Origin of the sequence: uncultured Halomonas sp., from assembly GCF_947501415.1 — a bacterium.
In the GTDB taxonomy this organism is placed as follows: domain Bacteria; phylum Pseudomonadota; class Gammaproteobacteria; order Pseudomonadales; family Halomonadaceae; genus Halomonas.
This window is the reverse complement of the sequence record NZ_CANMVL010000002.1, coordinates 318,300-344,837: the sequence shown is the minus strand read 5'-3', so window position 1 is coordinate 344,837 and position 26,538 is coordinate 318,300. Positions and strand designations below refer to the sequence as shown.

Sequence of the window (26,538 nt, the reverse complement as noted above, 5' to 3'; positions counted from 1 at the left end):
CACTGGCTATGCAGCCATGCAACGCGGCCGTGGCAGTTATGCCACGGCCGCGTTGTGTTACGGGTTCCGCCGGTTGAGTCTGAAGGCTACTTGGCGAACAGCTGCCCCATATCCTTGAACGCCTTGAACTCCAGGGCATTGCCACAGGGGTCGAGCAGGAACATGGTGGCCTGCTCGCCGACCTGGCCCTTGAAGCGCACATGAGGCTCGATCACGAATTTCGTGTCGCGAGCCCTGAGACGGTCGGCCAGCGCCTCCCACTCCTCCCACTCCAGCACCACACCGAAGTGGGGCACCGGTACGTCGTGGCCGTCCACCGGGTTGGTGTGGGCCTGCTCCTGGGTAGGCGTCTGCGGGTGTTCGTGGATCACCAATTGGTGGCCGAAGAAGTCGAAGTCGACCCACTGTTCGCTCGAGCGACCCTCCTCCAGGCCGAACACCTCGCCGTAGAAGGTGCGGGCCGCCGGCAGGTCATGGACCGGAATCGCCAGGTGAAACGGGGACAGGCTCATATCACTCTCCAGAAATATGCCAGCATTTACAGCTGGGCCATGACCGTTTCGGCGCTGCTCTTGTCGACGCCCTTGTCATCGACACCCAGATACTCGACCACCCCGTCGTTGACGATGGCGGCGAAGCGCTTGCAGCGGATCCCCATGCCGCCACCGCTGGCGTCCAGCTCAAGCCCCAGCGCACGGGTCAGCTCGGCGTTGCCGTCGGCCAGCATGGTGATGGCCTGGGCGTTCTGGTCCTGCTGCCAGGCGCCCATCACGAAGGCGTCGTTCACCGCGAGGCAGGCGATGGTGTCGACCCCCTTGGCCAGCAGCTTGTCGGCGTTTACCACGAAGCCCGGCATGTGAGTGTTGGAGCAGCCGGGGGTAAAGGCGCCCGGTACTGCGAACAGCACCACCTTCTTGCCGCTGAAGAGTTCGCCGGTGCGAATATCCTCGGGGCCTTCCGCGCCGTTGGTCTTGATGGTCACGTCGGGAATGCGCTCGCCGGTCGTTATCGTCATGGGTCAGTCTCCCTTGTTGAGATGGGGTATTGCACTGCCAGTCTGCCCCGGGGCAGGGGGTTACGACAAACCTGGGGTGATCGAGTTGGGTAGTCTGGCTGGTGCTTGACGCAACTGACAGGGTCTATAGCCGTTCTGGTTGATATACATCAAGGTATCACTCTGGCCAGCTGCTATAGCTGTAGTGGTCACTTTTATAGCTTAAGTGGCCATTTTCCTGTCGGCCCAGGAGCCCGCGATGCCCACCATGATGAAAGCTGCCGTGTTCGTCGAGCCCGGACGTATCGAAATCGACGACCGCCCCATTCCCAATATCGGTCCCAACGATGCCCTGATCCGTGTGACCACCACCACCATCTGCGGCACCGACGTACATATCCTCAAGGGGGAGTACCCGGTGGAGAAGGGTCTGATCGTGGGCCATGAGCCGGTAGGCGTGATCGAGAAGCTGGGCGCCAATGTACAGGGCTACCGTGAGGGGCAGCGGGTGATCGCCGGGGCGATCTGCCCGAGCTTCACCTCCTACGCCTGTCAGGATGGCTGCAGCTCCCAGGATGGCGGCCACCATGCCCATGGCTACAAGCCCATGGGCGGCTGGCGCTTCGGCAACACCATCGATGGGGCCCAGGCGGAGTACCTGCGCGTGCCGGACGCCCAGGCCAACCTCTCGCCGGTACCCGATGGTCTGACCGACGACCAGGTGCTGATGTGCCCGGACATCATGTCCACCGGCTTCGCCGGGGCGGAGGCCGCCAATATCAAGATCGGCGACAGCGTCGTGGTATTCGCCCAGGGTCCCATCGGGCTGTGCGCCACCGCCGGCGCACGGCTGCGCGGCGCCGGCATGATCATTGCCGTGGATGGTGTAGACGAGCGACTGGAAATGGCCCGCAAGCTGGGTGCCGACGTGACCCTCAACTTTCGCAAGGTGGATGTGGTCTCGGAGGTGCTAAAACTGACCGGTGGGCGAGGAGTGGATGCCTCCATCGAGGCGCTGGGGCTGCAGCAGACCTTCGAGCAGGCGCTGCGTGTCATCAAGCCTGGCGGTACCCTGTCGAGCCTCGGGGTCTACTCCGAGGACCTCACCATCCCCCTGGATGCCTTCAGTGCGGGCCTGGGCGACCATCGCATCGTTACCTCGCTGTGCCCGGGAGGCAAGGAGCGCATGCGCCGCCTGATGCAGATCATCGACAGCGGTCGTCTGGACCTTGGCCCCATGGTTACCCACCGCTACCCTCTGGAGAAGATCGTCGATGCCTATGATCTCTTCAGCCACCAGCGCGACGGCGTGCTCAAGATCGCCCTTGAAGTGTCGTAAGGCCGCATGGCATCTCCCAGGCCGGGCGACAACTCGCCCGGCCTGTCTTTTTTGGCGATGTCTTCCTAGAGATATAGGAAATGTCTTACATCTCTACTTTCTGAAAGCGTATTTTTTTTCATTATTCATCACTAACCTAAAAAGTGGCTCGCTGATCGGTTAAGATGCTGAATAGCAGCTCGAAGGAAGGCGGTGGTCGATTTGATCCTGGATTCATAACAATGTGAGCAGGGGAATATAAAATTTTATTGCCAGGGTGGATGTCTTGGCTTGATGAGTTGTTGCTTGGTTTTAATAATTTTGTTAATGAGAAATATGAGGGGTGTATGGATCCAATTTCAGCCATGTTGGCAGTTTTTTTAGATGGAACGTCAGGCGTAGTAAGTAATCATTTTAAGAGCTCGCTAAATACAGATGTTCAGGCTGTTGTGGTTGATTACGATGACCAGCGTGTTTCATTTGAACATCAAATGTGGAGGATACGAGATGGGTCTGTTTGCGCAGATAAGAAGGGTAGGGTGGATGAATACTCTAGCTGCACGCTGGGAGCAAAGGAGCTCTTTGTGGAGACATGCCGTTATCTTCAAAGCAATCCGCGAGTGGGAGCGAGATACGATAGTGTGAAGAATATGTATTGCTCTGCAGCAATATCCTTTAAGCCCACGATTGCTTTTATTTCATCCGCTGGCCATGCTACTCCACTTGAGGAGGCGAAAAGAGAATGCAATAGGTTGATTCTTAATAGATCATCAACCGAGGTAGAGCGAAATCGTGCATGCTCACGTTATGAAGAGTTAGAGCGTCTTCAAAAATAGGTCCTATCTCTTGCGTTAAGATATTTTGCAATGGATTTATATGGAGTGTTGTTTTGGATTATTCATGGGTGACTTTTGATTTTGTTAAAGCTACATGGTGGGTGATTCCCATAGTAATTTTGATGAGTCTGATCAAGACACCTTGGTTCAAAGGGCTATGGGGGGAAATATTGGTCAAGATAATTGCCAGGTGGCGGTTGCCGGCTGAAATATATAGGCCTGTTCATAATGTTACCCTTCCCACGACAGATGGGTCTACTCAAATTGATCATGTCTTTGTTTCAGCTTTCGGAGTTTTTGTAGTAGAAACAAAAAATATGCGAGGATGGATATTTGGGAGTGAGCGCTACTCTCATTGGACTCAGAAAATATATCGAAAGTCATTCAAGTTCCAGAATCCTTTGCGGCAGAACTACAAACATGCTAAAGCCTTGCAAAGGGTGCTTGACCTTCCTGATGAGCATATTCATTCAGTCGTGGTTTTTGTTGGTGAAGCAATTTTAAAAACCAAAATGCCGCCTAACGTCACGAAGGGTGTTGGATATATAAGTTATATAAAGTCATTTACTCAACCTGTGCTATCGGAAGAGGGAGTCAATGAGTGCGTCAGAAAAATTCAATCGGCCCGTTTTTCCCCTTCGCGTGAAACGAACCGGCAACATATCTATCGACTGAAGTGTCGCTCTGAATATACTGCAGATAGAAAGTGCCAAAAGTGAGTAATCCTTCTGAAGTTTAGGGCTGTGAGGGAAGTCGATAATGCAGGAGGAAGGTTGTGGGGGGGGGCAAGATGTCCTCAGTGCAAGATGGTGCAAAGTGGCAGTTAGTTATGCTATTGTTGAGTGTTGAAAAAATGTGATCAGTAGAATCACAGCAGCCGTACTAGGAGAGTTTGTCAGAATTTTTATCAGTGTTATTCAGCGTGCACGGTGAAAACTGTTATGCAGCATGATCCATGCTTCGCGTTTCATTGCCCCAATGGTTTAGGTGTTCTTTATGAAAGCGGCATAACGCTTTTGAACGCGCGTGCTCGTTCAGTTCAATTAACAGGCGTGCAGTTTAATGCCTGTTGTGTCAGAAAAGCAGGACTTGACAGCTCTTTTTTGGAAGCTGCCACGTTGCCTTTAACCAAGCGACACTTCCCGCTTCACCCCTCGTGAAGCAGCAGGGAGTCGTAAGCGCGCGAACTCTGGTACAATCGCGCGATGATTGAAGCAGACGGAGACACGATGGAAACGGAACTTAGCGAATTCGAGCGGCAGATGCGCCGCGATATCGACAGTTTCATGGACAAGGCCCAGGAGACTCGACGCAAGGCGGCGACCTCCGCTCCCGAGTGGCCCATCGAGGACAAGAGCAACGCGAAGACAAAGCCCAAGGCGCCACGCAGCAAGCCTGGCGGTTCGCCGAAGACAGGCCATCGGGTGAAGCTGGCCGTACGGACCAAGCAGCTCGAGATGGATACCGTGTTCGAGCATGTGTCGTCGAGTATCTCCAAGATTGAGGCACAGCTGGAAGCCGAGAAGGCCGCCCGCAAGGCTGGCTATCCCATTATCGGCTTCGTGATCGAAACCACCCGGCTGTAATCTCTGATCGCCTGGGCTAGGCTTTGGGCATTTCTTGCCCCAGGAGCCGCCCATGAGGATCACCCAGCTTTCTATCTACCCGGTCAAGTCACTGGGCGCCATCGCCCTGAACGAGGCCGAGCTGACTCCCGAAGGACTCGCCTGGGATCGCCGCTGGATGGTGGTCGACGATGTGGGGCGTTTCGTTACCCAGCGCCAATTGCCGGTCATGGCCGCCATTCGGGTCAGTCTCGAGGCCGATGCCCTGGTGTTGAGCCATCCGGATGCCGAGGCGTTGCGTGTCCCCCTGACAGCGGAGGGGCAGGAACGGCTGTCGGTCTATGTCTGGGAGGATCGCTGTGCCGCCCTGGATGAGGGCGTCGAGGCCAGGGAATGGCTGGGTAGGGTGCTGGGCGATTTCCGGGGCAGTGGTCTGCGCCTGGTACGCTTCGCGCCCGAGCAGCGGCGCCGGGTCGAGCCGCACTATCTCGAGCCGGGCGAGCAGGCACATACCGGCTTTGCCGATGGCTATCCCTTCCTGGTGGTGGGCGAGGCCTCGCTTGTCGAATTGAACCGCCGCCTGGCAGCCAAGGGGCTCGAGCCAGTGCCGATGAGTCGTTTTCGGCCCAGCATCGTGGTCGACCACGAAATGCCCTTCGTCGAGGATGGCTGGCAAGAGCTGGCCGCCGCCGAGAGTGGCTGGCGGCTGGGGCTGCGCAAGCCCTGCCAGCGCTGCAAGATCACCACCGTGGATCAGCACAGCGGTGAGATCGAGGCGCCGGGCGAGCCTCTGCGTACGCTGGTGGAGATGAATGCCCGCCTGGCACCGGGCGGGTACTTTGGGCAGAACGCTATCCTGCTGGCAGGGGAGGGGCGGACGATCAGTGTCGGCGAGCCCCTGACGCCGAAGCCGCGCTGACTCTCTCGAGGATAACCGCGTACTCTCGAGGGTATCCGCATACCCAGCCCGCTAGCTTCTCTGGTGCCCGCTGGTCGACTGGATCAGCGCCCAACGGTGCTATGAGTGATCAAGGCGCGAAGATATTCGGCCAGTGGCTATCGGCGGCCTCGATATGGCCGGGAATGTCACGCTCCCAGCGCCACTGGATAAAGCGGCTGTAGTTCAGATAGAGCTTGTCGTCGACGATCTTCCACGCCTCGGGCACGGTCGAGGCGGCCTCGCCGCGTGCCGCGGCCCAGGCGCACCAGCCGCCATATTCTGGGGCGTAGGTCTCGGGGGCGGCCTGGAAGCGGTCGCGGTGCTCGGCGGAAGCGAACTGCCAGGTGGCGTCTTGCCACTCGAGCTGGTGCTCCGGTGAGCCGGCCACCGGCCTGCCCTCGGTGAAGTAGGCCACCGGGTCGGTTCCGCCGATGGCCAGTCCGTCGCGCGTGAAGATGCGCCCGTCGGCGGTAGCCCCCAGCGACCAGGCTAGACCTACCATCAGGATGGCGGCCCTCCACCCATGCGTGCGTTTCATGATCTGCCTCCTCTCGACCCTGGGGTCACAGGGTTCTGTCGGGCAACGGCTCCCGACCTTACAGGCATCATGACCGTGCTGGCGGCGTGCAAGGGCTCATTACAGGGTTGCCTGCATGAAATGGAATTGATTTCCAGTAGATGTCCATCTGAGGTATCATGATGGGTCATCTGTCCACTTGCGCAAGGAGCCTGCCATGAGCTTTCACGTCTATCTTTCCGGCGAGATCCACACCGATTGGCGCGACGAGATCCAGCGCGGCGCCGAGGCGGCCGGCCTCGATGTGGTGTTCACCGCTCCGGTGACCGACCATGACGCCAGCGATGCCGCCGGCGACCATCTGGGCGAGACCCCGAGCCAGTTCTGGCGGGATCATCAGTCCTCCAAGGTCAATGCCATCCGCACACGCACCCTGATCGAGCAGAGTGATCTGGTGGTGGTGCGCTTTGGCGACAAGTACAAGCAGTGGAATGCCGCCTTCGACGCAGGCTACTGCGCCGCCTTGGGCAAGCCCTACGTGACCCTCCACGGCGAGGAGATCGTGCATCCGCTCAAGGAGGTCGATGCCGATGCCCAGGCCTGGTGTACCACCACCGACCAGGTGGTCGAGGTGCTGCGCTACGTGCTCAAGGCCTGACCCCAATCTGCGGCGTTGATTGACTACACTGGGGGGCACCATTCTCGATGGAGGTGTCCCCCATGAGCCTGGAGCTGAAGCGTGCCTTCGACGCCGCGAACCATAACGACGGCTATCGTGTGCTGGTTGACCGTCTATGGCCCCGTGGCGTCTCCAAGGAGGAGGCGAAAATCGACGAGTGGCCCAAGGAGGTCGCTCCCAGCGACACCCTGCGCAAGGCCTTCCATGCCGGTGATCAGGGGTGGGGCGAGTTCCGCCGCCGCTACCTGGGCGAGCTCAAGGAGCATCGCGAACGGCTCAGGCCCCTGGCCGAGCGAGCCCTCGGGAAAAGGGTGACCCTGGTATTCGCCGCCAAGGATGAGCGCCACAACAACGCCGTGGTACTTGCCGAGTACCTGGCCATGCTCGAGCCGCGCCTGCGCGCCGAGAAGCGTTAACGGTGCAGGGCGGCCAACTCCCGCGCAGCTGCTAACTTCAAGGGAAGGCGGTGTGATTGCCGCCGTCCTGCGAGGTGGCCGCCATGCTGTTCATTACCAATCGTTTTCCTACCCAGAGCATTCGCACTCGGGTCAACCGTAACTTCACCTTCGACCTCAACAATAACGCTGCCAGCAACTCGGTGTTCTACTGCGAGCGGCAGGGGGAGGAGGAGTATCTGGAGATCGGCAGTTCGGCCTTCCTGCAGCGGCTCAAGGACGCCGATGTCAATCAGGTGCTGATCTATATCCACGGCTTCTCCAATCTGCCGGAAGATGTCTTCGTTGCGGTCCAGGAGTTTCAGTCGCTGTGCGATGAGACCAAGCCAGGCGAGGTGCTGGTGGTGCCTCTGGTGTGGCCCTGTGACAATGACCTGGGGATAGTGAAGGACTACTGGGATGATCAGGAGTCGGCCGACCTGAGCGGCTTCTCCTTCGCCCGCGTGTTGCAGCGCTTCCTGGACTGGCGGGAGGGAGAGCAGTTCAAGCTGGACCCGACCCCCTGCCTGAAGCGCATCAACGTGCTGGCCCACTCCATGGGCAATCGCGTGCTGCGCGAGACCCTGAGGGTCTGGCACAAGTACTCGCTGCCGGGCGGGGTGCCGCTGCTGTTTCGCAATACCTTCCTGGTTGCCGCCGATATCGTCAACGAGTCACTGGAGGAGGGGCGCAGTGGTGAGCTGATCGTCCATAGCTCACGCAATGTGACCGTCTACTTTGCCTCCGACGACCTGGCGTTGCGTGCCAGCAAGGCCTCCAACCTGAGGAATCGCATCGCCTCCAGGCGGCTCGGTCACACCGGCCCCGAAGACATGATCCGGCTGCCGCGCAATGTCTTCGCGGTCGACTGCGACGACGTCAATACCCTCTACGATTTCCCCAAGGGGCACTCCTATTTTCGGTCGGGCATCGTGCCCGGCAAGCCCGGTGTGGTGTTTCAGCATCTGTTCGTCGCTTTGGAGAGCGGTCGGGTCTTCCCCGAGGACGAGCTGCGTCGCATGACCATCCTGCGTGATTGAGCCGGGGTCAGAGCTTGACGGCCTGCACATGCATCCAATCGAAGTTGCGCGTGCGCCCCAGGCTGACCCAGCCTTCCTCTTCCCAGAGGCGCCACCAGGTGTCGTACTCCGGCCGAGCCAGGCGTGCTCGGTCGCGTCTCCACCGGAGCTTGTTGTGGCTCGGGTCCCAGTCGATGGCCAGGCCCCAGGCGTGGGTCGACCAGCGGGTGCCGCCGCGCTTGCGACGCTTGTTGTAGCAGCCGCCGTAGCGATGCAGGCCCAGCTCCCTGAGGCGCTGCGGTCCGTAGTGGTCATGTACCCGCTCCAGGATGCGCGCCAGGCTGTCGGCGACCTGCTCGTGGCAGCCGATACCGCTGGGGCTGGTGCCGAGGTCCCAGGCCAGCGCAAGCCTCCAGGGGCAGGGCACGACCGTCAGGGGCGGCTTGCGTGTCGGAGAGCCCAGCGCCTGCTCCAGCTCGGCCTCCCGGTACCAGCCGTTGGGGTTGGTCTCCAGCGTTGGCTGATCGCGCCAGGGGGCGGGCTTGCTACCGGTCTTCTGGAGGGTGTTCAGCACCTCCACCGCATGCTCGGTCTGAGGGCCCCACAGTCCGTCGATGGGCCCGACCTCGATCCGCTGCTGCCGGCAGGCGATCTGCAGACAGGCAACGGCGCGGCGTCGGTCGCTCCAGCCGTCGGCCCCGTCGGGTAGCTGGCTGGCATGCTTCTGTAACGCGGCATTCACGGCCGCCAGAGTCATGGGGCCGCGTACTCCGTCGATGCTGGCGTGGTAGGTGTCCTGATCGGCGAGAAACTGCTGAAGGGTACAAACGGCGGTCTTGTTCATGGTGTTGCCCCCCTCGCTGGGGTCGGGGTGCCGCGGTCACCATGGCCGGGCTTACGCCCACAGTGTAGGCGATACCCACGACGCCGCCCCCGGCCAGGAGCTGGCCGGGGGCGGCGCTATCACGACTGGCGGGTTCCCCTCAGAGGGTCATGAATGGCTGGGCCTCGCCATCGCGGAACTGGTAGACGTTCCACGCTTCCTGCTTGGGTCCTGGCATGCCAGGAGTGCCGATGGGCATGCCGGCAAGACCGATGCCATCGGTGTCGGGGCGCTCCTCGAAGAGCTTCTCGAGGGCCGCGAAGGGCACATGACCCTCGATGGCGTAACCGCCCATCTCGATGGTGTGGCAGGCGCCGAGGCCGTAGGGTAGGCCGACACTCTTCTTGACCTGACCGAGCGACACGTCGTCGACGATGGTGACATCGACGCCGTGCTCCTCTAGATGACGGGCGTACTTGTCACAGCAAATACACTGGGGGTTCTTGTAGAGGGTCGCCTCGGCGGGCAGGGCGGCGTGGGCGGTACCGGCACCCAGCAGCAGGGAGGCAGACATGAGCAGGGTGGCGCTTGAAGGGATGCGATTCAGCATGACACTTTTCCTGGTCCAGATGGCGTGGTTACGCAGGGTTGTCTCTCGGCCAGCCTCTCCGGCCGAGGGAGGGAAGGCTAGTCTTGAAATATACATCTTATGTGTAGCACCCAGGTCAAGAGCTGTGCTGGGTCAAGGTCAGGGGGCTTCTTCGGGCAGGGTATCCACCAGCCCCAGCGCCACGCACAGGCGTACCAGCTCGGCCAGATTGGTGGCACCCAGCGCCTTCATGGCGCGCAGCCGGTAGATCTCCACGGTCTTGGGGCTGATTCCGAGGTGGTCGGCGACCTCGCGGCTGGTCAGACCCCGGGCCACGTGCACCAGGATCTGGCGCTCCTTGGGGCGCAGCGCCGCGTAACGCTCGCGTAGCGCCTCGAGGCGGAGCTGGGCCTGACGCGCCTGCTGGTGCGCATGAAGCGACTGCTGGACGATATCGATCAGCTGCTGGTGATTGAAAGGCTTCTCGAGGAAGTCGCGTGCGCCGGCCTTGAGCGCGGAGACGGCCATGGGCACATCGCCGTGGCCGGTCATGAAGATGACCGGCGGGGCCTTCTCCAGCTCACTCAGGCGCTGCTGTACCTGGAGGCCGGAGAGACCGGGCATGCGCACGTCCAGCAGTACCGTGTCGAAGCCTTCCGGGTCGCCGGCGAGAAAGGCCTCGCCGTCGGCGAAGAGGCGGCTTTCGATGCCGACGGAGTCCAGCAGCCAGGCCAGGGAGTCACGCAGGGCCTGGTCGTCATCGACGATGGCGATGCAGGGTGAAGTGGTATCGGTCATGGGCGCTTCAAGGCAGCGGTGTGGTCAGGTTCGGCGAGCAGTGTAGCGGCAAAGGTGGCACCGCCGGAACCGGTGTGTGGCAGCAGGCGCAGGTTGCCGCTCATGGCTTCCATCAGGGTGCGGCTGATGGCCAGGCCCATGCCCAGCCCCTCGTCACGACTGGAGTGGAAGGGGGCGAAGATGGAGTCGGCCTGGTCAGCGGGGATGCCGGGGCCCTGGTCGGCAACCGTCAGGACCACCTCGCGGCGCCCGCTGCGCCGGGCCTTGATCTCGACCCGTTGGGCGCCGGGATGGTCGCGGCTCGCCTCCAGGGCGTTGAGCAGCAGGTTGACCAGCACCTGCTCCAGTCCCACCGGGTCGGCGATCACCCTCGGCAGTGGCGCCTTGAGGGCCGCCTCGAGGTCGATCCCGGCCTGCTGGTACTGCCACTCGCAGAGCCGGCAGGCGGCGTCCACCACCTCGGCCAGGACCGTGGCCCGCGGCCGGATCTGGCCCTTGCGCACGAAGCCGCGAATATGGCGCAGTCGTTCCCCCAGGCGCTCTACCTGTCGCTGGATCTGCTCGAGGGGCAGGCGCAGTGCCTCGGGCGGCTGGCCGGCATCGAGCTTGAGCAGGGCGCCACTGGCGTAGTTGCCGATGGTGCCCAGCGGCTGATTGAGCTCATGGGCGATATTGGATGCCAGTTCGCCGGTGGTGGCCAGCCGGTTGGCGTGGGCGATCTGGGCCTGATGCTGACGGGCCTGCTCCTCGGCCGCCTGGCGCAGACGGATATCACGGTTGAGCAGCGATACATGGCCCGGTTCCGTGCCGGGCCCGGAGTGCGCCATCACCACGCTGAGCACCGGCACCGCGCCCTGTGGCCCACGCATCGCCAGCTCGCCGCTCCATGAGCCGTAACGGGCCACGGCGGGCAGCACGATAGTGCGCAGGTCGCGCAGTGACTCCTCGTTATAGGCGTCGGCCAGTCGCGCGGCGCCGCCCGTGCGGGGTAGCTGCAGGAGGTGGCGTGCCGCCTGATTGGCGTAGAAGAGGCGCTCATCGTCATCCATGAACAGCACGAATTCGGTGGTGGACTCCACCACCCGGGCCAGCCGCTCTCGGTTGGCCTCGGCACGGATGCGGCGCCCGACATCCCGGGAGACGCAGAGAATATCGAGCAACTCGCCGCTGGCCGGGTCGCGCCGGGTCCGACTGGTGGTTTCGAACCAGACGTAGTGGCCATCCTTGGCGCGGAAGCGATAGGTCTGCTGGTAGAAGCCGTCGCGGTAGTAGATCCGCGGTGACTTGTTGAGCAGGGCGGCCAGGTCGGCGGGGTGAAACAGGTCATAGGCGGAGACGCCGATCAGCTCCTCGGGGGCATAGCCGAGCAGGTCGCGTGCCGCCTCCGAGGCGTAGAGAAAGGTGCCGTCTCGGGCATGGCGCGAGATCAGGTCGGTGCTGCTCTCGGCCAGCCAGCGGTAGTGGTCACGCTCCGCCTCGAGGGCCCGGTGCCTCTCCTCGAGTCGGTCGCAGCGGGCGGCGAGTGCCGCATGCTCCTCGATCAGGCGGGCCTGCTCCTCGGGCGAGAGGGCGGCACTGGTGTTGGGTGTGCTGTCGGGCATATGGCCTCGGCCCCGGGTCAGCCGGTGGCATGCTGCTGGATACGCAGCAGCCGCTCCGGAAAGTAGCATAGCGGTCCTGGCGGCTCCCGGTGCAGATCGACCGGACGGCCGAACCCCTCGGCGAGAAGCTCCACCAGCATCATCGCCGAGAGCCCCCAGATGACCTGGCCATCGACATGGTAGTTGGGTACGTACCAGGGCCGGCCGTCTACCGGGATGACGTCGGTATGATGGCGACGGTCCTCGAGAAAAAGCGCCAGTGGCACCTCGAAGATCAGGTCCAGTTCGGCAGGGTCGGGCAGCAGCGGCAGATCGGGTGGAATCACTCCCACATAGGGGGTGACGCTCAAGCCATGCAGCGAGGTCACGTCCGACAGCTGGCCGAGCAGCTCCACATGCTGCGGCGGCAGGGCGATCTCCTCCTCGGATTCCCGCAGCGCGGTGGTCAGCAGGTCGGCATCCTGGGCCTCACGCTTGCCGCCGGGAAAGGCGACCTGGCCGCTGTGGGTATTGAGGTGGGTGGCTCGCCGGGTAAACAGCAGCGTCGGGTCGGGGCGGTCGACGATGGGCATCAGCACCGCCGCTTCGGGCAGGCGCAGTGACTGTCGGCGGGGCCGGTGCGCTTGCAGGCGTTCGCGAAGTTTCTCTAACATGGGGTTTCCATTGGGGTTTGGTATCTTCTACCCGGCCGCCTTCCGCAACGTCAAGCCAGTTCGCTTGCCTGGGAGTCTCATGAACTTCTGTAGCCACTGTGGCCATACCGTGCGCCTCGCGATTCCGCAGGGGGATGATCGTCCGCGCTTTCTGTGCGACGAGTGCGAGACCATCCACTATCAGAACCCGCGTATCGTGGCGGGGACGCTAACGGTAAGCGGTACTCGCGTGCTGCTCTGCCGCCGTGCCATCGCCCCGCGCAAGGGGTACTGGACGCTGCCGGCGGGCTTCATGGAGAACGGCGAAACCACGGCAGAGGCCGCCGCCCGGGAGACCCGCGAGGAGGCCTGTGCCGAGACTCACCTACAGGGACTCTATACCCTGATCAACCTGCCGCATATCAACCAGGTGTTCATGATCTTTCGGGCCGATCTCGAGGGCAGCTTCGCTCCCGGGCCGGAAAGCCTCGAGGTGGGGCTCTTCGAGGAGCATGAAATCCCCTGGGAGGAACTCGCCTTTCCTACCATCGAGCGTACGCTGTGGCACTTCTATGCCGACCGCAAGCTGGGCGAGTTTCCGCTGCATATGAGCGACATCGTGCCCGACCGCGAACGTCAATCCGGCGCCGGCTAGACGCACACCCCCGGCTTCAAAGATCCTCGAGACGCCAGACATCAAAGGCCGGCTCCTCATAGGGGTGGGCCTGGCGTAGCGCTGCCACCGCCTCGCGAATCAGCGCATCCTCACAGACCAGTTCCACCTTCAGCTCTTCCACCCGCTCCAGGTCGCCCACCCTGCCGATATGCGGGGTGGCACCGTCCAGGGGGCGGAACTGCCCGGTACCCGGGGTCTGAAAGCAGCACGCCTCGTAGTCACCGATGCGCCCGGCGCCGGTGGCGAATACTGCCTCCTTGACGGCCTCGGCCTCCGCCACCGGTACAAAGAACGCCAGCTTGTACATGAGTGTGACTCCTCTATCGGGGTGATCCAGCCTGTCGTTGTGCCATATTCGGGGGGCTGCGTCAGCCATAGCAAGACTCTCTTGCCCTATCGTGCCCTGGCGTGTCACAAAGGCGCCGAAAAAACTTGTCCAATTTATGATGGCGGTATAGGTTGTGTATAGGTTGACCGATGGAACTCCATTCATCGGTGACACGACCGCCGGGCATCCGCCCGAGTCAGCCCACAAGAGGAATACCCCATCATGAAGACATTCACCCTCCCCATGACTCATCTGATGGCCGCTGGTGTGGCTGGTCTATTCATCGCCGGCTGTGCCCAGGCGGAACACCACGGCATGAAGCAGAAGGACATCGTCGACACGGCCGTCGAGGCAGGACAGTTCGAGACGCTGGTCGCCGCGGTGCAGGCGGCGGACCTGGCCGATACCCTGAAGGGCGAGGGTCCCTTTACCGTCTTCGCCCCCACCGACGAGGCATTTGCCGCCCTGCCGGAGGGCACCGTCGAGGAGCTGCTGAAGCCGGAGAACAAGGAGACCCTGCAGGATGTTCTTACCTATCATGTCGTGTCCGGCGAGATCATGGCCGCCGACGCCATGGCCGCCGATAGCGCCACCACCGTGCAAGGCCAGGACATCACCATCACCACCATGGATGGCAGTGTGATGATCGATGGTGCCACCGTGATCTCGGCCGATATCGAGGCCAGCAACGGCGTTATTCATGTCATCGACAGCGTGTTGATGCCCCGATGAGTGTCAACGAACCAATCTTTCCTGAGGTTGCGTTCCTGGCGCTAGGTGTTTAATCAGCATGTTTCCTGCATCCATGTCCTATGCGTTGTGTGCTGTCCCTGCTTGCCGCCCGCCCCGGGCGGCTTTTTTTAGCGTGCGTTCCCCCTTGACGGCATGCCTTGGGAGGGGAAGCCTGGGACCTCACCGATAACGTGAGGAGTGCTATGGATGAGGGGTGGCATGGATGAAAGGTTACGGGCGTGCCTGGCCACGGCCGGATTGACGCCAGAAGGTGAGCCTGTGCCGTTGTCGGGCGGTGATATCGCCGCGGTCTATCGCCTGGCCACCGACCGAGGCGAGGTGGTGGTCAAGCAGGACACCGCCGAGCGTCTGGCCGGTGAGGCAGAGGGGCTGGCCGCCCTGGCCGCTGCCGGCTCGGGCCTGGTGGTGCCCGACGTGCTGGCCCGGCGCGAGGAGTGGCTGGTGATGGAGGCGCTGGAGGTGGCGCCTCGCCGCCGCGATCCGGTCGCTCTGGGCGAAGGGCTGCGCAGGCTGCACGGGGTGGTCGGTGAGGCTCACGGCTGGCATCGCGACAACGCCTGCGGGCGCACCCCCCAGCCCAATGCGCCGCTCGCCGATGGCCGTGCCTTCCAGCGCGAGAGGCGTCTGCTGCCCCTGGCCGAGGCGTGCCAGGCCCGTGGTCTACTGGATGCCAGGCTGCGCGGCCGCCTCGAGGCGCTGGCCCATGGCCTGGAGTCCTGGCTGCCGGATGCCCCCGCGAGCCTGATACACGGCGATCTGTGGTCGGGCAATGTGCTGTTCACGCCGAGGGGCCCCGCGCTGATCGACCCCGCGGTCTATCGCCACTATCCGGAGGTGGACCTGGCGATGCTGACCCTGTTCGGCTCCCCGGGGGAGGCCTTCTTCGAGGCCTACTGGGATGGCGCCTCCCCGGCGGACTGGCCGCGTCGCGAGACGCTGTTTCAGCTCTATCCGTTGCTCAACCATCTGCTGCTGTTCGGCGGCGGCTACCGCGACGCCGTGGAGCGTGCGGTATCGCGGCTGGAGGTCGATACAGTCTGAGGCCCGGGTGCCTTGAGCCTACTGCAGCGAGCGGCGCAGACGCGAGAGGGCGATCAGGAAGAAGGCACCACCGATGACGGCCAGGGCCAGTAGCTGGGGCCAGATAACCGCGATGCCGGCGCCACGGAATAGCACGCCCTGGGCCAGCTGAATAAAGTGGGTGGTTGGGGCGGCCAGCATGATCTGCTGCACCAGCTCGGGCATGCTCTCGCGGGGGGTCATGCCGCCGGAGAGGATCTGCATGGGCAGCAGCACCAGGATGATCAACAGCCCCAGCTGGGGCATCGAGCGGGCGATGGTGCCGAACAGGATACCCATGGAGGTGGTGGCGAAGAGGTGCAGGGCGGCACCCAGCAGGAATACCTCCACCGAACCGGGTATGGGCACTGCCAGCCAGCCCTGGACCACCAGGCGCAGGGCCAGTGCCGAGGCGACCAGCACCACCGCGGCCATGGACCATACCTTGGCCAGCATGATCTCCAGCGGCGTGATCGGCATGACCAGGAGGTGCTCGATGGTGCCGTGCTCGCGTTCGCGGATCAGCGCGGCTCCGGTAAGAATGATCGAGAGCATGGTGATCTGATCGATCACCGCGTTGATGGCCCCGAACCAGGCACGGTCCAGATTGGGGTTGTAGGCGGTGCGAACGATGGCTTCCACCGGCATGACCGGTTCCGCTCGATGGCGACTCAGGAATTCGGATACCTCGCTGGCCATTATCTGCTGGATATGGCCGGCACCGGTAAAGGCCTGGGAGACCTGGGTGGCATCCACATTGAGCTGGATCTCGGCGCCGCGTCCGCCGAGCAGGTCACGCTGGAAGTCGGGGGGGATGTCCAGGGTGAAGGTGAAACGCCCGCTGTCCATGCCGGTGTCCATCTGCTCGCGAGTAATGGGTTCGGGAGGCAGGAAGTAGGGCATCTGCAGGGCATCGATCAGCCGCCAGGAGAGCGCCGAGGCATCTTCGTTTACCACTCCGACAGTGGCGCGGTGCGGCGACTCGGGCACCGCCGTGGCGCTGGTATGGATGCTCAGGCTGAAGGCGTAGAGGATCAGCACGACCATGGCAGGGTCCCGAGCCAGGCTGCGCAGCTCCTTGATCCCCAGCTGCAGGATATTGCCCAGTGATGGCATCTTATCTCTCCTGGTCGCGCAGGCCAGCCACGCTGACCAGCAGCAGTAGCGGGATCGCCACCAGCAGTGGCACGAAGTAGGGCCACAGCTCGCTGAAGCCCAGCGCCTTGGAGAACACCCCCCGCGTGATGATCAGGAAGTGCGTGGTGGGATAGGCCTGGCCTATCAGGGCGCTGATGCCCTCCATGGCCGAGACCGGATGCAGCATTCCCGAGAACTGCACCGCCGGAATCAGGGTGATCACTGCGGTGCCGAAGATGGCGGCGATCTGGCTGCGCAGCAGCGAGGAGATCAGCAATCCCATGCCGGTGGAGCACAACAGGTAGAGAAGAGCGGCCAGGCTCAGTGTTGCCAGGCTACCGCTGACCGGGACGCGAAAGACCCAGATGGAAAGCGCCACCAGGGTGGCGAAGTTGACCATGCCCATGGCCACGTAGGGCAGCTGCTTGCCGAGCAGGAACTCGGTCCGGGTCACCGGCGTGACATAGAAGTTGGTGATCGACCCCATCTCCTTCTCGCGCACCACACCCAGCGCAGTGAGCATCGCCGGAATCATCATCAGCAGCAGCGGAATCACTGCCGGTACCATGGCGGGCAGGCTCTCGACATCGGGGTTGTAGCGGTAGCGCAGGGCGATCTCCAGACCGCTGTCGGGGGTGGCGACACCGGATTCACGAGCAAGGGTCGCCAGAAAATCACCATGCAGCCCCAGCGCGTAGCCGCGGATGGTATCGGCTCGGGTCGGCATGGCACCGTCGATCCAGAAGGCCACTTCGGGGATGGCGCCGCGCTTGAGGTCACGGCCGAAGCCAGGCGGAATCTCCACGGCAAGACTGATGTCGCCGCGGCGCATCCTTGCCTCCATTTCGTCCTGGCTGGTCAGCTGCGCACGTTCGCTGAAGTAGCGTGAGCCCGCCAGGTTGAGGGCATAGGCCTGGCTGGTGGTGGTCTGGTCGCGGTCGAGGACCGCATAGTCGAGATTCTCGACATCGAGACTGATGCCGTAGCCGATGATGAACATCAGCAGCACGCTGCCCAGCAGGGCCAGGGTGCCGCGGAGTGGATCGCGGCGCAGCTCCATGCTCTCTCGGCGGGTATAGCTCATCAGGCGCTTGAGGCTGAAGGCTGGCGGGTCACGCTGGGGCTCCACCGTTTCGGTCTTGCGGGGCGTGGCCTCCGGATCGCCAGGCGGGTCGTCGGCGGCTTCCGCCAGCCAGATGATAAAAGCCTCCTCGAGGGTAGCGGTGCCGCGCTCCTGGCGCAGTGCCTCGGGGGTGCCGCAGGCCAGTACCCGCCCGGCATGCATCAGCGAGATCCGGTCGCAGCGCTGGGCCTCGTTCATGAAGTGGGTGGAGATAAAGATGGTCACGCCCTCTTCCCGGGACAGCCTGACCAGCTCGCGCCAGAAGGCATCTCGGGCTATCGGGTCGACCCCGGAAGTGGGTTCGTCGAGAATCAGGATCTCGGGACGATGGAGTATGGCCACGGCCAGGGAGAGTCGTTGGCGAATCCCCAGTGGCAGGCCGCCCGAGAGGCTGTCGGCGACGCCTCTCAAGGCGAAGCGCTCGAGCAACTCCTCGATGCGGGCCTGGCTTTCGGCCTGGGGTAACCGGAAGAGTCGCGCATGCAGGGCGAGATTCTGGCGCACGCTGAGTTCGCCATACAGGGAGAATGCCTGGGACATGTAGCCCACTCGGCGGCGTGTCGAGAGATCCTGGGAGTCGACCCGTTGGCCGAATAGTTCGGCCTCGCCTTCGCTGGCCGGCAGCAGGCCGGTCAGGATCTTCATGGTGGTGCTCTTGCCGCAGCCGTTGGAGCCCAGAAAGCCGAAGATCTCTCCCCGGGGGATGCGAAAGTCCACCCGGTCGACGGCGGTAAAGTCGCCGAAGCGCTTGGTCAGTTCCCGTGCTTCGATGGCGATGGTATCGCTGACGGGGCGAGGCGGGATAGTGACGGCGCGATGCTGGCGGCGCTTCGCCTCGGGCAGCAGGCCGATAAAGGCGCTCTCGAGGTCGTCTGTCCCGGTCTGTGCCAGCAACTCTGCGGGCGTGCCGCTGGCCAGTGTGTGGCCGGCATCCATCGCCACCAGGTGGTCGAAGCTCTGGGCTTCATCCATATAGGCGGTGGCCACGATCACGCTCATCCCAGGGCGCGCGTCGCGGATGCTCGCGATCAGCGTCCAGAACTGGCTGCGCGAGAGCGGGTCGACGCCGGTGGTGGGCTCGTCGAGGATCAGCAGGTCGGGGTCGTGGATCAGTGCACAGCACAGCCCCAGCTTCTGCTTCATGCCACCGGAGAGCTTGGCCGCCGGGCGGTCGATAAAGGGTGCCAGGCCGGTGGCACGGGTCAGCGCCGCGATACGCCTCTCCCGCTCGGGGCCATCCTGACCGAAGAGGCGACCGAAGAAGGTCAGGTTTTCGTGTACCGACAGGGTGGGGTAGAGGTTCCGGCCGAGCCCCTGAGGCATATAGGCGATGCGGGGGCAGGTGAGCCGGCGGTGGTGGGTATCGTGCATATCACCACCGAGTACCTCGACATGTCCCAGCTGCAGGCGCCGGGCGCCGGCGAGCAGCGCCAGCAGACTCGACTTGCCCACGCCGTCGGGACCAATCAGGCCGACCATCCGGCCAGCCGGCAGATCCAGGCTGATATTGTCCAGGGCAAGGGTGTCGCCGTAGCGCAGGCTCACGGCCTCGACGCTCGCCACACGGTCTGCCGAGTGTCGAGTCATGGCGTCACTCGGAGTTCGAGGCTGTCCGGCCAGGGGGCTGTATCATCGAGTCTGACGTAGGCCAGCCCCGGAAGCCCTGTCTTGACCTGTTCAATATGGCGGCGCAGCAGCTCGGGCTCGATCCTGGCGCGAATGCGGAACATCAGCTTTTCGCGTTCGCTGGCGGTCTCCACGCTTTTGGGAGTGAACTGGGCGACGCTCGCCACATAGCTGACCCGCGCGGGAATCACGTACTCCGGTGCGGCATCCAGGACCAGGCGGACCTCGTCGCCGATGGCGACTCGGCCCGCCTCACGTGTGGGCAGGAAGAAGGTCATGTAGACATTGGTGAGATCGACCAGGTTGAGCACCTTGCCTCCGGCCCCCAGCACCTCCCCGGGCTCGGTGATTCGGTACTGCACCCGCGCCAGACGATCCGCCGTCAATACGCTATCGTCAAGATCGGCCTGGATACGGGCCAGGGTGGCGTCGCTGGCCTCGATCTGGGACTCGGCCTCGATCACCTGAGACTCGGTGGCACGGATGGCGGCCCGGGCCGAGAGTACCTGGGCATTCGCCGAGGCCAGGGCCGCCTGCTGGCTCTGCCAGGCAGCGAGGGTATCATCGAACTGCTGTTGCGAGATGGCGTTGCGCTCCACCAGGCTGGCCGCGCGCTCGTAGCGCTTGCGGGCCGCGGTGAGCTCGGCCTGGCGCTGGCTGACGACTGCCTGGGCGGCGGTCAGCTCGCTCTCACGCAGCGCCACCATGGCGCGAGCGGTCTCCAGGACATTCTCGGCACGTCGCTGTTGGGCACGGGCCTGGGCGAGTTCGGCCTCCAGGGTCGCGGTATCCATGCGGGCGACCGCGCGGCCGGGGTCAACAATCTCGCCCTCCTCGACCATTACCTCGGCCAGGCGGCCGGGCAGGCGTGTGGCCACATCGATCTCGGTAGCCTCGATGCGGCCGTTGCCCAGTGTCAGGCCGGGGTGCTCGGCCTCCGGCTGCAGGCTCCACCAGGCCACTCCCGCCAGTAATGCGACAGCGGCCGCGGCAAGGGTGGCTTTTGGCCAATGGTTGGCGACGCGCTTGCCCATTCTGATTCACCTCCTTCCCTGAATGGCCTCCATGGTGCCAGATTCGTGCTCAAGTTTCCCTGAGTTATGTCAAGTCTGGAGTCCATCCTGATGATGTTGCGGGGCTATAGCGTTTCGACTGCCCAGCCGATCAGGCTCTCGGCGAGGGCATCGGATGCCCGCCCAAGGGCCTGCACCGCTGCCTCGGGTGTGGCGTCACTGACCGCCGATGTTGCCTCGAAGCGGCGACTGGCGAGTAACTCGCGGCGGGACTCGTCGATCAGCTGGGCGTCGAGGCGCACCACGGCACGGGGGGGGTCCCCATCGAGGCGCAGGTGGAAGGCCGTCAGATGACCGGTCAGGGTAGCATCACTGCGGGCGCGGCTGGCGTCATCGAGCACCCCGTTCAGGCGTCCCGCTAGGCGAAAGGCCTCGAGGAGCCGCTCCTGCAACAGTCGCGTGGCATCGTCACGCCAGCGTACCCCGGCCCAGGCTTCGAGTTCACCGGGTGTCGGCATCACCAGCAGCCGGTTGCCGCCGTGAGGTGCGCTGGCGCTGAATGTATCGACGCGCAGGGTGGCGAGGGCGGATGGACCGGAGGCATCGAGAGCCGTGCTTCCCGGCAGAGTGAACAGGCGCTGGGGCTCGCGCTCCGGCAGGATTGTGCAGCCGGCGGAAACCATCAGCAACAGGGCCAGCAGCATCGAGACAAGATATCGGGGGCTCATGTGATATCCCCTATGGTGTGAAAGGTCATGGGGTTAATGCTCAAGGGGTGTACTCCGGCAGCAGTTCGCGTCCCAGCAGGGTGTCGGCAGGACTCTCCTCGAGGCGCCGTATCAGGCGGTTGAGGGCGCGCAGCGCCGCATGGAGCTCGCGCATGGCGGGGTCGAGTTCGCCGACTCCCTGCAGGCCGCGGGCGATATCCTGCTCATGGTCGGCGGTCAGCCGGGCCACCCGGCCGGCGCCCTCTTCCAGGGCCGCCATGGCGTTCTCCGCGCGAGCCAGGGTGCGGCGGCCCTCCTCGTCGAGCAGCCGCCCAGCCTGTTCTCCCAGCCGGGCGTAGGTCGCCAGAGTGGTTTCGGCCTGGGTCAGGATGGTGCCGAGTTGCTCGGCCAGTGCCGCCAGGTCGAGGTCATTATCGGCGAGTGTCGCGGTGGCCTGTTCCAGGTTGGCCAGACTGCGCGACAGGTGCTCGACATTGTCGTCGGAGAGCAGCCGGTCGGCGCCGTCGAGCAGGCGATTGAAGCGGATCATCAGCCGTTCGCTGTTGCTCAGCAGCGAGCTAAGCGGCGAAGGTCGGGCGCGGATCACCGGCGGGTTGTCACGACTGCCCATCAGCCGCTCACTCTCCGGGCTGCCGCCGTAGAGCTGGATATTCATGCTGCCGGTGATGTTGGCCAGGCTCAGACTGGCGCGGGTGTCGGCCTTGATCGGTACGCTGGCATCGATGCGGATCAGCGCGCGTACCCGGCGTGGGTCCCTGGAATCCAGGTGCAGTTCGGCCACGTTACCCACCTCGATGCCGCTGTATTGGACGGCGTTACCCTCGGCGAGGCCGCTGACGGCACGATCGAAGACCACCTCGTACCAGGTATCATCGCGGTTCAGGCTCGACTTGCCCAGCCACAGCGCGAACAGCAGGGCGCCGCCGAGGGCGAGCACGGTAAACAGACCGATCAGCACATGATGGGCACGAGGCTCCATGGTCAGCTCTCCTTGGCGGTACGCGCGGCATTGTCGGCCGCGCGTCCACGCGGGCCGTGAAAGTAGTCGTGAATCCAGGCCTCATCGGTGGCTGCCACGCTCTCGAGGTGGCCGGCCACCAGTACCCGGCGCTGGGCCAGTACCGCCACTCGGTCACAGGCTGTATAGAGAGTATCCAGGTCGTGGGTGATCAGAAACACGCTGAGACTCAGGGCATCTCGCAGGGTCAGCAGCAGCCGGTCGAAGGCGGCGGCCCCGATGGGGTCCAGTCCTGCGGTGGGCTCATCGAGGAACAGCACTTCCGGGTCCAGCGCCAGGGCACGGGCCAGGGCGGCGCGCTTGACCATGCCGCCGGAGAGCTCGGCCGGGTACTGAGTGGCAGCCTTGCCAGGCAGCCCTGTCAGGGCCAGCTTGAGGCGCGCCAGCGCCTCGGCTTCGCTGCGGGGCAGGCCTGCATGCTCGATCAGGGGCAGGGCGACATTCTCGGCCAGGGTCAGTGAGGTAAACAGGGCGCCGCGCTGGAACAGCACCCCGAAGCGACGCTCGACCCGTGAGCGCGCCGAAGCGGAAAGCTGCTGAAGGTCCTCGCCAAATACCTCGATGCTTCCGCCGCTAGGGCGCAACAGACCAACGATGCTGCGTAACAGGACCGACTTGCCCGAGCCCGAGCCGCCCACCACGCCAAGAATCTCGCCTTGCTGCAAGTCCAGGTCGAGGTGCTGGTGCACCACATGGCTGCCGAAGCGGTTCTCCAGGTCGCGAACACGAATCAGCGGCCGGGGTCTGTCATCCACCTGCTCGCTCACCACCCCATCTCCATGCAGAACAGCGCCGCCAGGGCGTCGAGCAGGATCACCATGAAGATCGACTGCACCACGCTCGACGTCGTGTGCTCGCCCACCGACTGGGCGCTGCCGCTTACCTTGAAGCCTTCCAGACAGCCGATCACGGCGACCACGAAGGCGAACAGCGGTGCCTTGCCCATGCCCACCAGGAAGTGCTGAATGGCGATATCGCGCTCAAGGATCGCCAGAAACTGTGCCGCCGAGATATCCAGTGCCACCAGGCAGACCGTGGCGCCGCCCAGGATACCACTGAGCATCCCCACGAAGGTGAGGATGGGCAGGCTGATGGTCAGTGCCACCACGCGAGGCAGTACCAGCAACGCTACCGGGTCGAGACCCAGGGTGCGCAGGGCATCGAGCTCCTCGTTGGCCTTCATGGCTCCCAGCTGGGCGGTAAAGGCGCTGGCGGTTCGGCCGGCCATCAGGATGGCGGCCAGGATCACGCCGAACTCGCGCAGGAAGGCGTAAGCCACCAGGTGTACCGTGTAGAGGGTGGCACCGAAGTCGCGTAGCACCGTGGCACCGAGAAATGCGACTACCGCTCCCACCAGGAAGGTGAGCAGGGCGACGATGGGCAGGGCGTCGAGGCCGGTCTGGTGAATCTGGGCGACGACGGAGGTGAGGCGCCAGCGCCTGGGGCGCCAGGCGTTGGTGGCCAGGGTGGCGAGCACTCGTCCGATGAAGCCCAGTAGCTGTTTCTGCTGGTCCCCGATGCCTTCAACACGCCGCCCGATTTCGGCGAGTGGGCCACGCAGGGGGTGAGAGCGTTGTGCAGCCGGGGGCTCGCAGAGCAGGAGTGCCTCGCCCACCGAGCGCAGCAGGGCGCGCCTTTCGGCAGGCAGCTGTGGCGCCCAGTCATCGATTCCGGCGAGGCGCTCGGCGCCGGTGAGCTCGGCAAGCAGGGCGGCGCCGGCGGTATCGAGGGCGGCGATCTCGGCCAGCGACTCGGGAGTGCCAGCCGCCGCTCGACGGGCCTCATCGATACGGCGGCGCAGCGTGGCATGATGCTCGAGGGTCCAGTCACCGCGTGGGCGTGGCGGCCCCTGGTCGATCAGTAGCTCCCCCGGGGTCGATGGCATCTCAGTGCTCCGGATTATCGAGAAAGCGCCGAATCGGCTCGACCTGGCTGGCGCGGTCGAGATAGGGGGCGTGGCCACAGCCGGCCGCTTCCAGAGTGATGAGCTTGGGTTGTGTTTCGGCCATCCGCTCGAGCGTGGCGGCGGCGAGCAGGGGCGAGCGAGCGCCGCGGATCACCATCAGTGGGCAGGTGAGGGTACTCCAGTCGGCCCATAGGTCTCGCGGCGTGTCGTGGACAAACTGCGCGGTGATCTGCGGGTCGTAGTGAAAGCTCCAGCGCCCGTCGGGCAGGCGACGTGCACTCTCCAGCGCCAGTCGCCGCCAGCTGTCGTCGCCCTCGATGCCGAATCCTGCATAGTGGTGGCGCAGCTCCGCCTCGAGGTCGCGGAAGCTCGCGAACTCGTGGGGGCGAGAGAAGTAGTCGCCCAGCTCGGCCAGTCCCCCGGGCGCCAGCTCGGGGCCGATATCGTTGAGTATCAGGCGCTCGATGCGCCCGGCGGTGTAGAGCTCAGCGGCCAGACGCAGGCCCAGCAGGCCGCCCATGGAGGTGCCTAGCCAGGGCACCCGCTCCAGGTCGAAGTGGTCGAGGATGCCCCGGGCGATACCGGCGTAGGCGGCGTAGGTATAGTCCTGCTCGGGATGAAGCGACCAGGTCGAGAGGCCGCGCCCCGGGGTGTCCGGTGCCAGCACCCGCCACTCGGGTCCCAGGCGATGGGCCAGCTCGGCGAAGTCACCCCCATGGCGAGCCAGGCCGTGCCAGGCGATCAGGGTGCGAGGGGCATCGGGGTGCCATACCCGCACTGCCACGTCGAGATCGTCTACGCTGACCCAATCAAGGTGTTGCATGCTTCGTCTCCGTCGCTGGGGTGACCACGATATGCCATATTGTTCCTCGATGGTAAGGTGGAATCGAGGCCTGAACATGCGACAATGTATGTAAATATCCTATGGATCGAGGATGAGCCGATGACGTCTTCCCGCCCGTCGCGTTGTTCCCGCCCGTCGCGCGTCCTGCGCCGCGCCCTGTTGCCGATGATGGTGGCCACCATCATGTCGACATCCGCCCAGGCGGCGGATCTGCTGACCATCGCCAACGATGCCCTGATGAACAATGCCGAGCTGGCCTCGGCTCGTTCCCTGACCCGTAGTACCGAAGCCGGGCGTGATGTGGAGGGGGCGGATCTGCTGCCCCAGGTCACGGCCTCGGGCAATCTGACCCATAATCGGCAATATGAGGCGCAGTCGATTCCCGGTCAGCCCCAAGGGGATGACAATGTCAATCGCGTCGGCGTCACCCTCGAGGCCACTCAGGCCCTCTTCAATGCCATCGCCACGCGGCAGGTAGAGCGCAGCGCACGTCAGGTCGATCAACAGCTCTATCAGTTGGCGGCTACCGAGCAGGGCGTATTGATCAGCGTATCGACCGCCTACTTCGAGATCCTGCGCGCCCATGAGGTACTGGAGGCGCGCCGCGCCCAGGAGCGGGCCATCAACCGCCAGCTGGAGCAGGCCCGCGAGCAGTTCGAGGTGGGGCTGATCGCCATTACCGAGGTGGAGGAGGCCAAGGCGGCCTTCGACCAGGCGAGGGCGGTCCGTATCGCCGCCGAGAGTGACCTGCAGGTGCGCTTCGAGGTGCTCGAACGGCTCACCGGACAGCGTTACGAGAGTATCGATGCCCTGGGCGAGGAGCTAACCATCGCGCCGCCCATGCCGCTGAAGCGCAGCGCCTGGGTGGAGCTGGCGATGCAGAACAATCCCCGGGTACTGGCCAGTCAGGCCGGTGTCGAGGTGTCGCGCAGCGCGGTGGAGATCGCTCGCGCCGGGCGTCTGCCCCAGGTCAATGCCTTCGCCAGCTACAACTACGCCGATAGCGATGCCGATCGCATCGATGGCCATGACTCCAGCAGCCAGGTCGGGGTAGGCGTCAGCATGCCCCTCTATACCGGGGGGCGCACCAGCGCCTCAGTACGCCAGAACACCTACCTGCTGGAGGCCTCTCAGTACGACTTTGAGGATCAGCGTCGCAGCACCATCCAGGATGTGCGTTCCAGCTATACCCGGGTGACCAACGATGTCGCCACGGTAGAGGCCCGCGCCCAGGCGGTGGTCTCCAACCAGAGCGCCCTGGATGCGACCCGCGCCGGTTACGAGGTCGGTACCCGCAATATCGTCGATGTGCTCAATGCCGAGCAGAACCTCTACAACGCCATTGCCGAGCTGGCCAGCGCGCGTTACGACTATGTGATCAACCTGCTGACCCTGCGTCAGCGTGCGGGCACCCTCGATGAGGAGGCCCTGGCCGAGATCAATGCCTGGCTGGATGGCGGCAGCGTCGATCTTCAGCTGCCGGATGCTGCCGGCAACGACCCGGTAATGAACATCGGTGAGCGCCCTACGCCTCAGTGAGTCTGCCGGGCCCTGGGCGGTCGCTCGATAGCCACTGCCACCT

Annotated in this window: 29 protein-coding genes; 12 read left to right on the top strand and 17 right to left on the bottom strand. The window is 63.9% G+C overall.

Features of this window, described 5'->3' with window-relative positions; translation table 11 throughout:
• Positions 1-86 precede the first annotated feature (86 nt).
• Entirely contained in the window at positions 87-512 is a 426-nt protein-coding gene (locus tag Q0894_RS02365) for a VOC family protein (protein WP_299231115.1), read from the bottom strand.
• A 26-nt stretch (positions 513-538) separates the two neighbouring features.
• A complete protein-coding gene (locus Q0894_RS02360) occupies positions 539-1,015 on the bottom strand; it encodes a peroxiredoxin (protein ID WP_299231114.1) in 477 nt (158 codons plus the stop codon).
• A gap of 238 nt (positions 1,016-1,253) precedes the next feature.
• Between Q0894_RS02360 and Q0894_RS02355 the strand changes: the two genes are divergently transcribed.
• The 5 genes from Q0894_RS02355 (at position 1,254) to Q0894_RS02335 (ending at position 5,632) form a co-directional block, all read left to right on the top strand.
• A complete protein-coding gene (locus Q0894_RS02355; protein ID WP_299231112.1) occupies positions 1,254-2,333 on the top strand; it encodes an NAD(P)-dependent alcohol dehydrogenase in 1,080 nt (359 codons plus the stop codon).
• Positions 2,334-2,593: 260 nt separating this feature from the next.
• Positions 2,594-3,148, top strand: coding sequence for a hypothetical protein (locus tag Q0894_RS02350; protein ID WP_299231110.1), 555 nt, complete (start codon positions 2,594-2,596; stop codon positions 3,146-3,148).
• A 53-nt stretch (positions 3,149-3,201) separates the two neighbouring features.
• Positions 3,202-3,867, top strand: coding sequence for a nuclease-related domain-containing protein (locus Q0894_RS02345; protein ID WP_299231109.1), 666 nt, complete (start codon positions 3,202-3,204; stop codon positions 3,865-3,867).
• 510 nt (positions 3,868-4,377) lie between these two features.
• Entirely contained in the window at positions 4,378-4,734 is a 357-nt protein-coding gene (locus tag Q0894_RS02340) for a hypothetical protein (RefSeq protein WP_161422118.1), read from the top strand.
• Between the two features lie 52 nt (positions 4,735-4,786).
• Entirely contained in the window at positions 4,787-5,632 is an 846-nt protein-coding gene (locus Q0894_RS02335) for an MOSC N-terminal beta barrel domain-containing protein (RefSeq protein ID WP_299231106.1), read from the top strand.
• Positions 5,633-5,741: 109 nt separating this feature from the next.
• Here the strand turns inward: Q0894_RS02335 and Q0894_RS02330 are convergent, their stop codons facing one another.
• On the bottom strand, positions 5,742-6,191 hold the full coding sequence (locus Q0894_RS02330; protein WP_299231104.1) for a YHS domain-containing (seleno)protein: 450 nt from the start codon (positions 6,189-6,191) through the stop codon (positions 5,742-5,744).
• 196 nt (positions 6,192-6,387) lie between these two features.
• Here Q0894_RS02330 and Q0894_RS02325 point away from each other — a divergent pair, with 196 nt between their 5' ends.
• The 3 genes from Q0894_RS02325 to Q0894_RS02315 all read left to right on the top strand — a co-directional run bounded on the left by Q0894_RS02325 (position 6,388) and on the right by Q0894_RS02315 (position 8,323).
• Entirely contained in the window at positions 6,388-6,828 is a 441-nt protein-coding gene (locus Q0894_RS02325; protein WP_132041344.1) for a YtoQ family protein, read from the top strand.
• Positions 6,829-6,890: 62 nt separating this feature from the next.
• Positions 6,891-7,265, top strand: a complete 375-nt coding sequence (locus Q0894_RS02320; RefSeq protein ID WP_299231101.1) for a DUF488 family protein — start codon at positions 6,891-6,893, stop codon at positions 7,263-7,265.
• Positions 7,266-7,348: 83 nt separating this feature from the next.
• Positions 7,349-8,323: an alpha/beta hydrolase gene (locus Q0894_RS02315; RefSeq protein ID WP_299231099.1), complete on the top strand. Its 975-nt coding sequence runs from the start codon at positions 7,349-7,351 to the stop codon at positions 8,321-8,323.
• 7 nt (positions 8,324-8,330) lie between these two features.
• Here Q0894_RS02315 and Q0894_RS02310 read toward each other — a convergent pair whose 3' ends face one another.
• From Q0894_RS02310 to Q0894_RS02290, 5 genes are all read right to left on the bottom strand, one after another.
• A complete protein-coding gene (locus Q0894_RS02310; protein WP_299231097.1) occupies positions 8,331-9,146 on the bottom strand; it encodes a M15 family metallopeptidase in 816 nt (271 codons plus the stop codon).
• 139 nt (positions 9,147-9,285) lie between these two features.
• Positions 9,286-9,735 (bottom strand): DUF411 domain-containing protein, encoded by a 450-nt coding sequence (locus tag Q0894_RS02305; protein WP_299231095.1) that lies wholly within the window; start codon positions 9,733-9,735, stop codon positions 9,286-9,288.
• Between the two features lie 138 nt (positions 9,736-9,873).
• A complete protein-coding gene (locus Q0894_RS02300; RefSeq protein WP_299231093.1) occupies positions 9,874-10,512 on the bottom strand; it encodes a response regulator in 639 nt (212 codons plus the stop codon).
• Complete coding sequence (locus Q0894_RS02295; protein WP_299231091.1) at positions 10,509-12,113, bottom strand: PAS domain S-box protein; 1,605 nt, start codon at positions 12,111-12,113, stop codon at positions 10,509-10,511. The genes Q0894_RS02300 and Q0894_RS02295 overlap by 4 nt, the downstream gene beginning before the upstream one ends.
• Positions 12,114-12,130: 17 nt before the next feature.
• Entirely contained in the window at positions 12,131-12,766 is a 636-nt protein-coding gene (locus Q0894_RS02290; RefSeq protein ID WP_299231089.1) for a CoA pyrophosphatase, read from the bottom strand.
• A 79-nt stretch (positions 12,767-12,845) separates the two neighbouring features.
• Between Q0894_RS02290 and Q0894_RS02285 the strand changes: the two genes are divergently transcribed.
• Complete coding sequence (locus Q0894_RS02285; protein ID WP_299231087.1) at positions 12,846-13,400, top strand: NUDIX hydrolase; 555 nt, start codon at positions 12,846-12,848, stop codon at positions 13,398-13,400.
• A 16-nt stretch (positions 13,401-13,416) separates the two neighbouring features.
• On the opposite strand, the gene Q0894_RS02280 is transcribed toward Q0894_RS02285, so the two are convergent.
• Positions 13,417-13,728, bottom strand: a complete 312-nt coding sequence (locus Q0894_RS02280) for a YqfO family protein (RefSeq protein WP_299231085.1) — start codon at positions 13,726-13,728, stop codon at positions 13,417-13,419.
• 243 nt (positions 13,729-13,971) lie between these two features.
• Between Q0894_RS02280 and Q0894_RS02275 the strand changes: the two genes are divergently transcribed.
• Positions 13,972-14,481, top strand: coding sequence for a fasciclin domain-containing protein (locus Q0894_RS02275; RefSeq protein ID WP_299231084.1), 510 nt, complete (start codon positions 13,972-13,974; stop codon positions 14,479-14,481).
• Positions 14,482-14,700: 219 nt separating this feature from the next.
• Complete coding sequence (locus tag Q0894_RS02270; RefSeq protein WP_299231083.1) at positions 14,701-15,543, top strand: fructosamine kinase family protein; 843 nt, start codon at positions 14,701-14,703, stop codon at positions 15,541-15,543.
• 18 nt (positions 15,544-15,561) lie between these two features.
• Here the strand turns inward: Q0894_RS02270 and Q0894_RS02265 are convergent, their stop codons facing one another.
• The 8 genes from Q0894_RS02265 to Q0894_RS02230 form a co-directional block, all read right to left on the bottom strand.
• Entirely contained in the window at positions 15,562-16,677 is a 1,116-nt protein-coding gene (locus Q0894_RS02265; protein WP_299231082.1) for an ABC transporter permease, read from the bottom strand.
• 1 nt (position 16,678) lies between these two features.
• The gene (gene rbbA, locus Q0894_RS02260) at positions 16,679-19,408 is read right to left on the bottom strand and encodes a ribosome-associated ATPase/putative transporter RbbA (RefSeq protein WP_299231081.1); all 2,730 of its coding nucleotides are present in this window, start codon (positions 19,406-19,408) and stop codon (positions 16,679-16,681) included.
• Positions 19,405-20,481 carry an HlyD family efflux transporter periplasmic adaptor subunit gene (locus Q0894_RS02255; protein ID WP_299231080.1) on the bottom strand — a complete coding sequence of 359 codons (1,077 nt, stop codon included), beginning with the start codon at positions 20,479-20,481 and terminating at the stop codon, positions 19,405-19,407. The genes rbbA and Q0894_RS02255 overlap by 4 nt, the downstream gene beginning before the upstream one ends.
• Positions 20,482-20,585: 104 nt before the next feature.
• Positions 20,586-21,188 (bottom strand): ABC-type transport auxiliary lipoprotein family protein, encoded by a 603-nt coding sequence (locus Q0894_RS02250; RefSeq protein ID WP_299231079.1) that lies wholly within the window; start codon positions 21,186-21,188, stop codon positions 20,586-20,588.
• Between the two features lie 40 nt (positions 21,189-21,228).
• Positions 21,229-22,167: an MlaD family protein gene (locus Q0894_RS02245; protein ID WP_299231078.1), complete on the bottom strand. Its 939-nt coding sequence runs from the start codon at positions 22,165-22,167 to the stop codon at positions 21,229-21,231.
• Between the two features lie 2 nt (positions 22,168-22,169).
• The gene (locus Q0894_RS02240) at positions 22,170-22,973 is read right to left on the bottom strand and encodes an ATP-binding cassette domain-containing protein (RefSeq protein ID WP_299231077.1); all 804 of its coding nucleotides are present in this window, start codon (positions 22,971-22,973) and stop codon (positions 22,170-22,172) included.
• Positions 22,970-24,091 carry an ABC transporter permease gene (locus Q0894_RS02235; RefSeq protein ID WP_299231076.1) on the bottom strand — a complete coding sequence of 374 codons (1,122 nt, stop codon included), beginning with the start codon at positions 24,089-24,091 and terminating at the stop codon, positions 22,970-22,972. The genes Q0894_RS02240 and Q0894_RS02235 overlap by 4 nt, the downstream gene beginning before the upstream one ends.
• Position 24,092: 1 nt before the next feature.
• Complete coding sequence (locus Q0894_RS02230; RefSeq protein WP_299231074.1) at positions 24,093-24,935, bottom strand: alpha/beta hydrolase; 843 nt, start codon at positions 24,933-24,935, stop codon at positions 24,093-24,095.
• Between the two features lie 120 nt (positions 24,936-25,055).
• Between Q0894_RS02230 and Q0894_RS02225 the strand changes: the two genes are divergently transcribed.
• Entirely contained in the window at positions 25,056-26,495 is a 1,440-nt protein-coding gene (locus tag Q0894_RS02225) for a TolC family outer membrane protein (protein ID WP_299231072.1), read from the top strand.
• Positions 26,496-26,538: the final 43 nt, after the last annotated feature.

Excerpts from the sequence above, each read along its gene's own strand:
- Q0894_RS02320 (WP_299231101.1), top strand. The coding sequence starts at position 6,891 with ATGAGCCTGGAGCTGAAGCGTGCCTTCGACGCCGCGAACCATAACGAC.
- Q0894_RS02280 (WP_299231085.1), bottom strand. The coding sequence starts at position 13,728 with ATGTACAAGCTGGCGTTCTTTGTACCGGTGGCGGAGGCCGAGGCCGTC.
- Q0894_RS02245 (WP_299231078.1), bottom strand. The coding sequence starts at position 22,167 with ATGGAGCCTCGTGCCCATCATGTGCTGATCGGTCTGTTTACCGTGCTC.
- Q0894_RS02350 (WP_299231110.1), top strand. The coding sequence starts at position 2,594 with ATGTCTTGGCTTGATGAGTTGTTGCTTGGTTTTAATAATTTTGTTAAT.
- Q0894_RS02360 (WP_299231114.1), bottom strand. The coding sequence starts at position 1,015 with ATGACGATAACGACCGGCGAGCGCATTCCCGACGTGACCATCAAGACC.
- Q0894_RS02270 (WP_299231083.1), top strand. The coding sequence starts at position 14,701 with ATGGATGAAAGGTTACGGGCGTGCCTGGCCACGGCCGGATTGACGCCA.
- Q0894_RS02225 (WP_299231072.1), top strand. The coding sequence starts at position 25,056 with ATGACGTCTTCCCGCCCGTCGCGTTGTTCCCGCCCGTCGCGCGTCCTG.
- Q0894_RS02290 (WP_299231089.1), bottom strand. The coding sequence starts at position 12,766 with ATGTTAGAGAAACTTCGCGAACGCCTGCAAGCGCACCGGCCCCGCCGA.
- Q0894_RS02310 (WP_299231097.1), bottom strand. The coding sequence starts at position 9,146 with ATGAACAAGACCGCCGTTTGTACCCTTCAGCAGTTTCTCGCCGATCAG.
- Q0894_RS02315 (WP_299231099.1), top strand. The coding sequence starts at position 7,349 with ATGCTGTTCATTACCAATCGTTTTCCTACCCAGAGCATTCGCACTCGG.
- Q0894_RS02305 (WP_299231095.1), bottom strand. The coding sequence starts at position 9,735 with ATGCTGAATCGCATCCCTTCAAGCGCCACCCTGCTCATGTCTGCCTCC.
- Q0894_RS02235 (WP_299231076.1), bottom strand. The coding sequence starts at position 24,091 with ATGCCATCGACCCCGGGGGAGCTACTGATCGACCAGGGGCCGCCACGC.
- Q0894_RS02250 (WP_299231079.1), bottom strand. The coding sequence starts at position 21,188 with ATGAGCCCCCGATATCTTGTCTCGATGCTGCTGGCCCTGTTGCTGATG.
- Q0894_RS02340 (WP_161422118.1), top strand. The coding sequence starts at position 4,378 with ATGGAAACGGAACTTAGCGAATTCGAGCGGCAGATGCGCCGCGATATC.
- Q0894_RS02230 (WP_299231074.1), bottom strand. The coding sequence starts at position 24,935 with ATGCAACACCTTGATTGGGTCAGCGTAGACGATCTCGACGTGGCAGTG.
- Q0894_RS02300 (WP_299231093.1), bottom strand. The coding sequence starts at position 10,512 with ATGACCGATACCACTTCACCCTGCATCGCCATCGTCGATGACGACCAG.
- Q0894_RS02275 (WP_299231084.1), top strand. The coding sequence starts at position 13,972 with ATGAAGACATTCACCCTCCCCATGACTCATCTGATGGCCGCTGGTGTG.
- Q0894_RS02255 (WP_299231080.1), bottom strand. The coding sequence starts at position 20,481 with ATGGGCAAGCGCGTCGCCAACCATTGGCCAAAAGCCACCCTTGCCGCG.
- Q0894_RS02335 (WP_299231106.1), top strand. The coding sequence starts at position 4,787 with ATGAGGATCACCCAGCTTTCTATCTACCCGGTCAAGTCACTGGGCGCC.
- Q0894_RS02330 (WP_299231104.1), bottom strand. The coding sequence starts at position 6,191 with ATGAAACGCACGCATGGGTGGAGGGCCGCCATCCTGATGGTAGGTCTA.
- Q0894_RS02325 (WP_132041344.1), top strand. The coding sequence starts at position 6,388 with ATGAGCTTTCACGTCTATCTTTCCGGCGAGATCCACACCGATTGGCGC.
- Q0894_RS02365 (WP_299231115.1), bottom strand. The coding sequence starts at position 512 with ATGAGCCTGTCCCCGTTTCACCTGGCGATTCCGGTCCATGACCTGCCG.
- Q0894_RS02355 (WP_299231112.1), top strand. The coding sequence starts at position 1,254 with ATGCCCACCATGATGAAAGCTGCCGTGTTCGTCGAGCCCGGACGTATC.
- rbbA (WP_299231081.1), bottom strand. The coding sequence starts at position 19,408 with ATGACTCGACACTCGGCAGACCGTGTGGCGAGCGTCGAGGCCGTGAGC.
- Q0894_RS02265 (WP_299231082.1), bottom strand. The coding sequence starts at position 16,677 with ATGCCATCACTGGGCAATATCCTGCAGCTGGGGATCAAGGAGCTGCGC.
- Q0894_RS02285 (WP_299231087.1), top strand. The coding sequence starts at position 12,846 with ATGAACTTCTGTAGCCACTGTGGCCATACCGTGCGCCTCGCGATTCCG.
- Q0894_RS02295 (WP_299231091.1), bottom strand. The coding sequence starts at position 12,113 with ATGCCCGACAGCACACCCAACACCAGTGCCGCCCTCTCGCCCGAGGAG.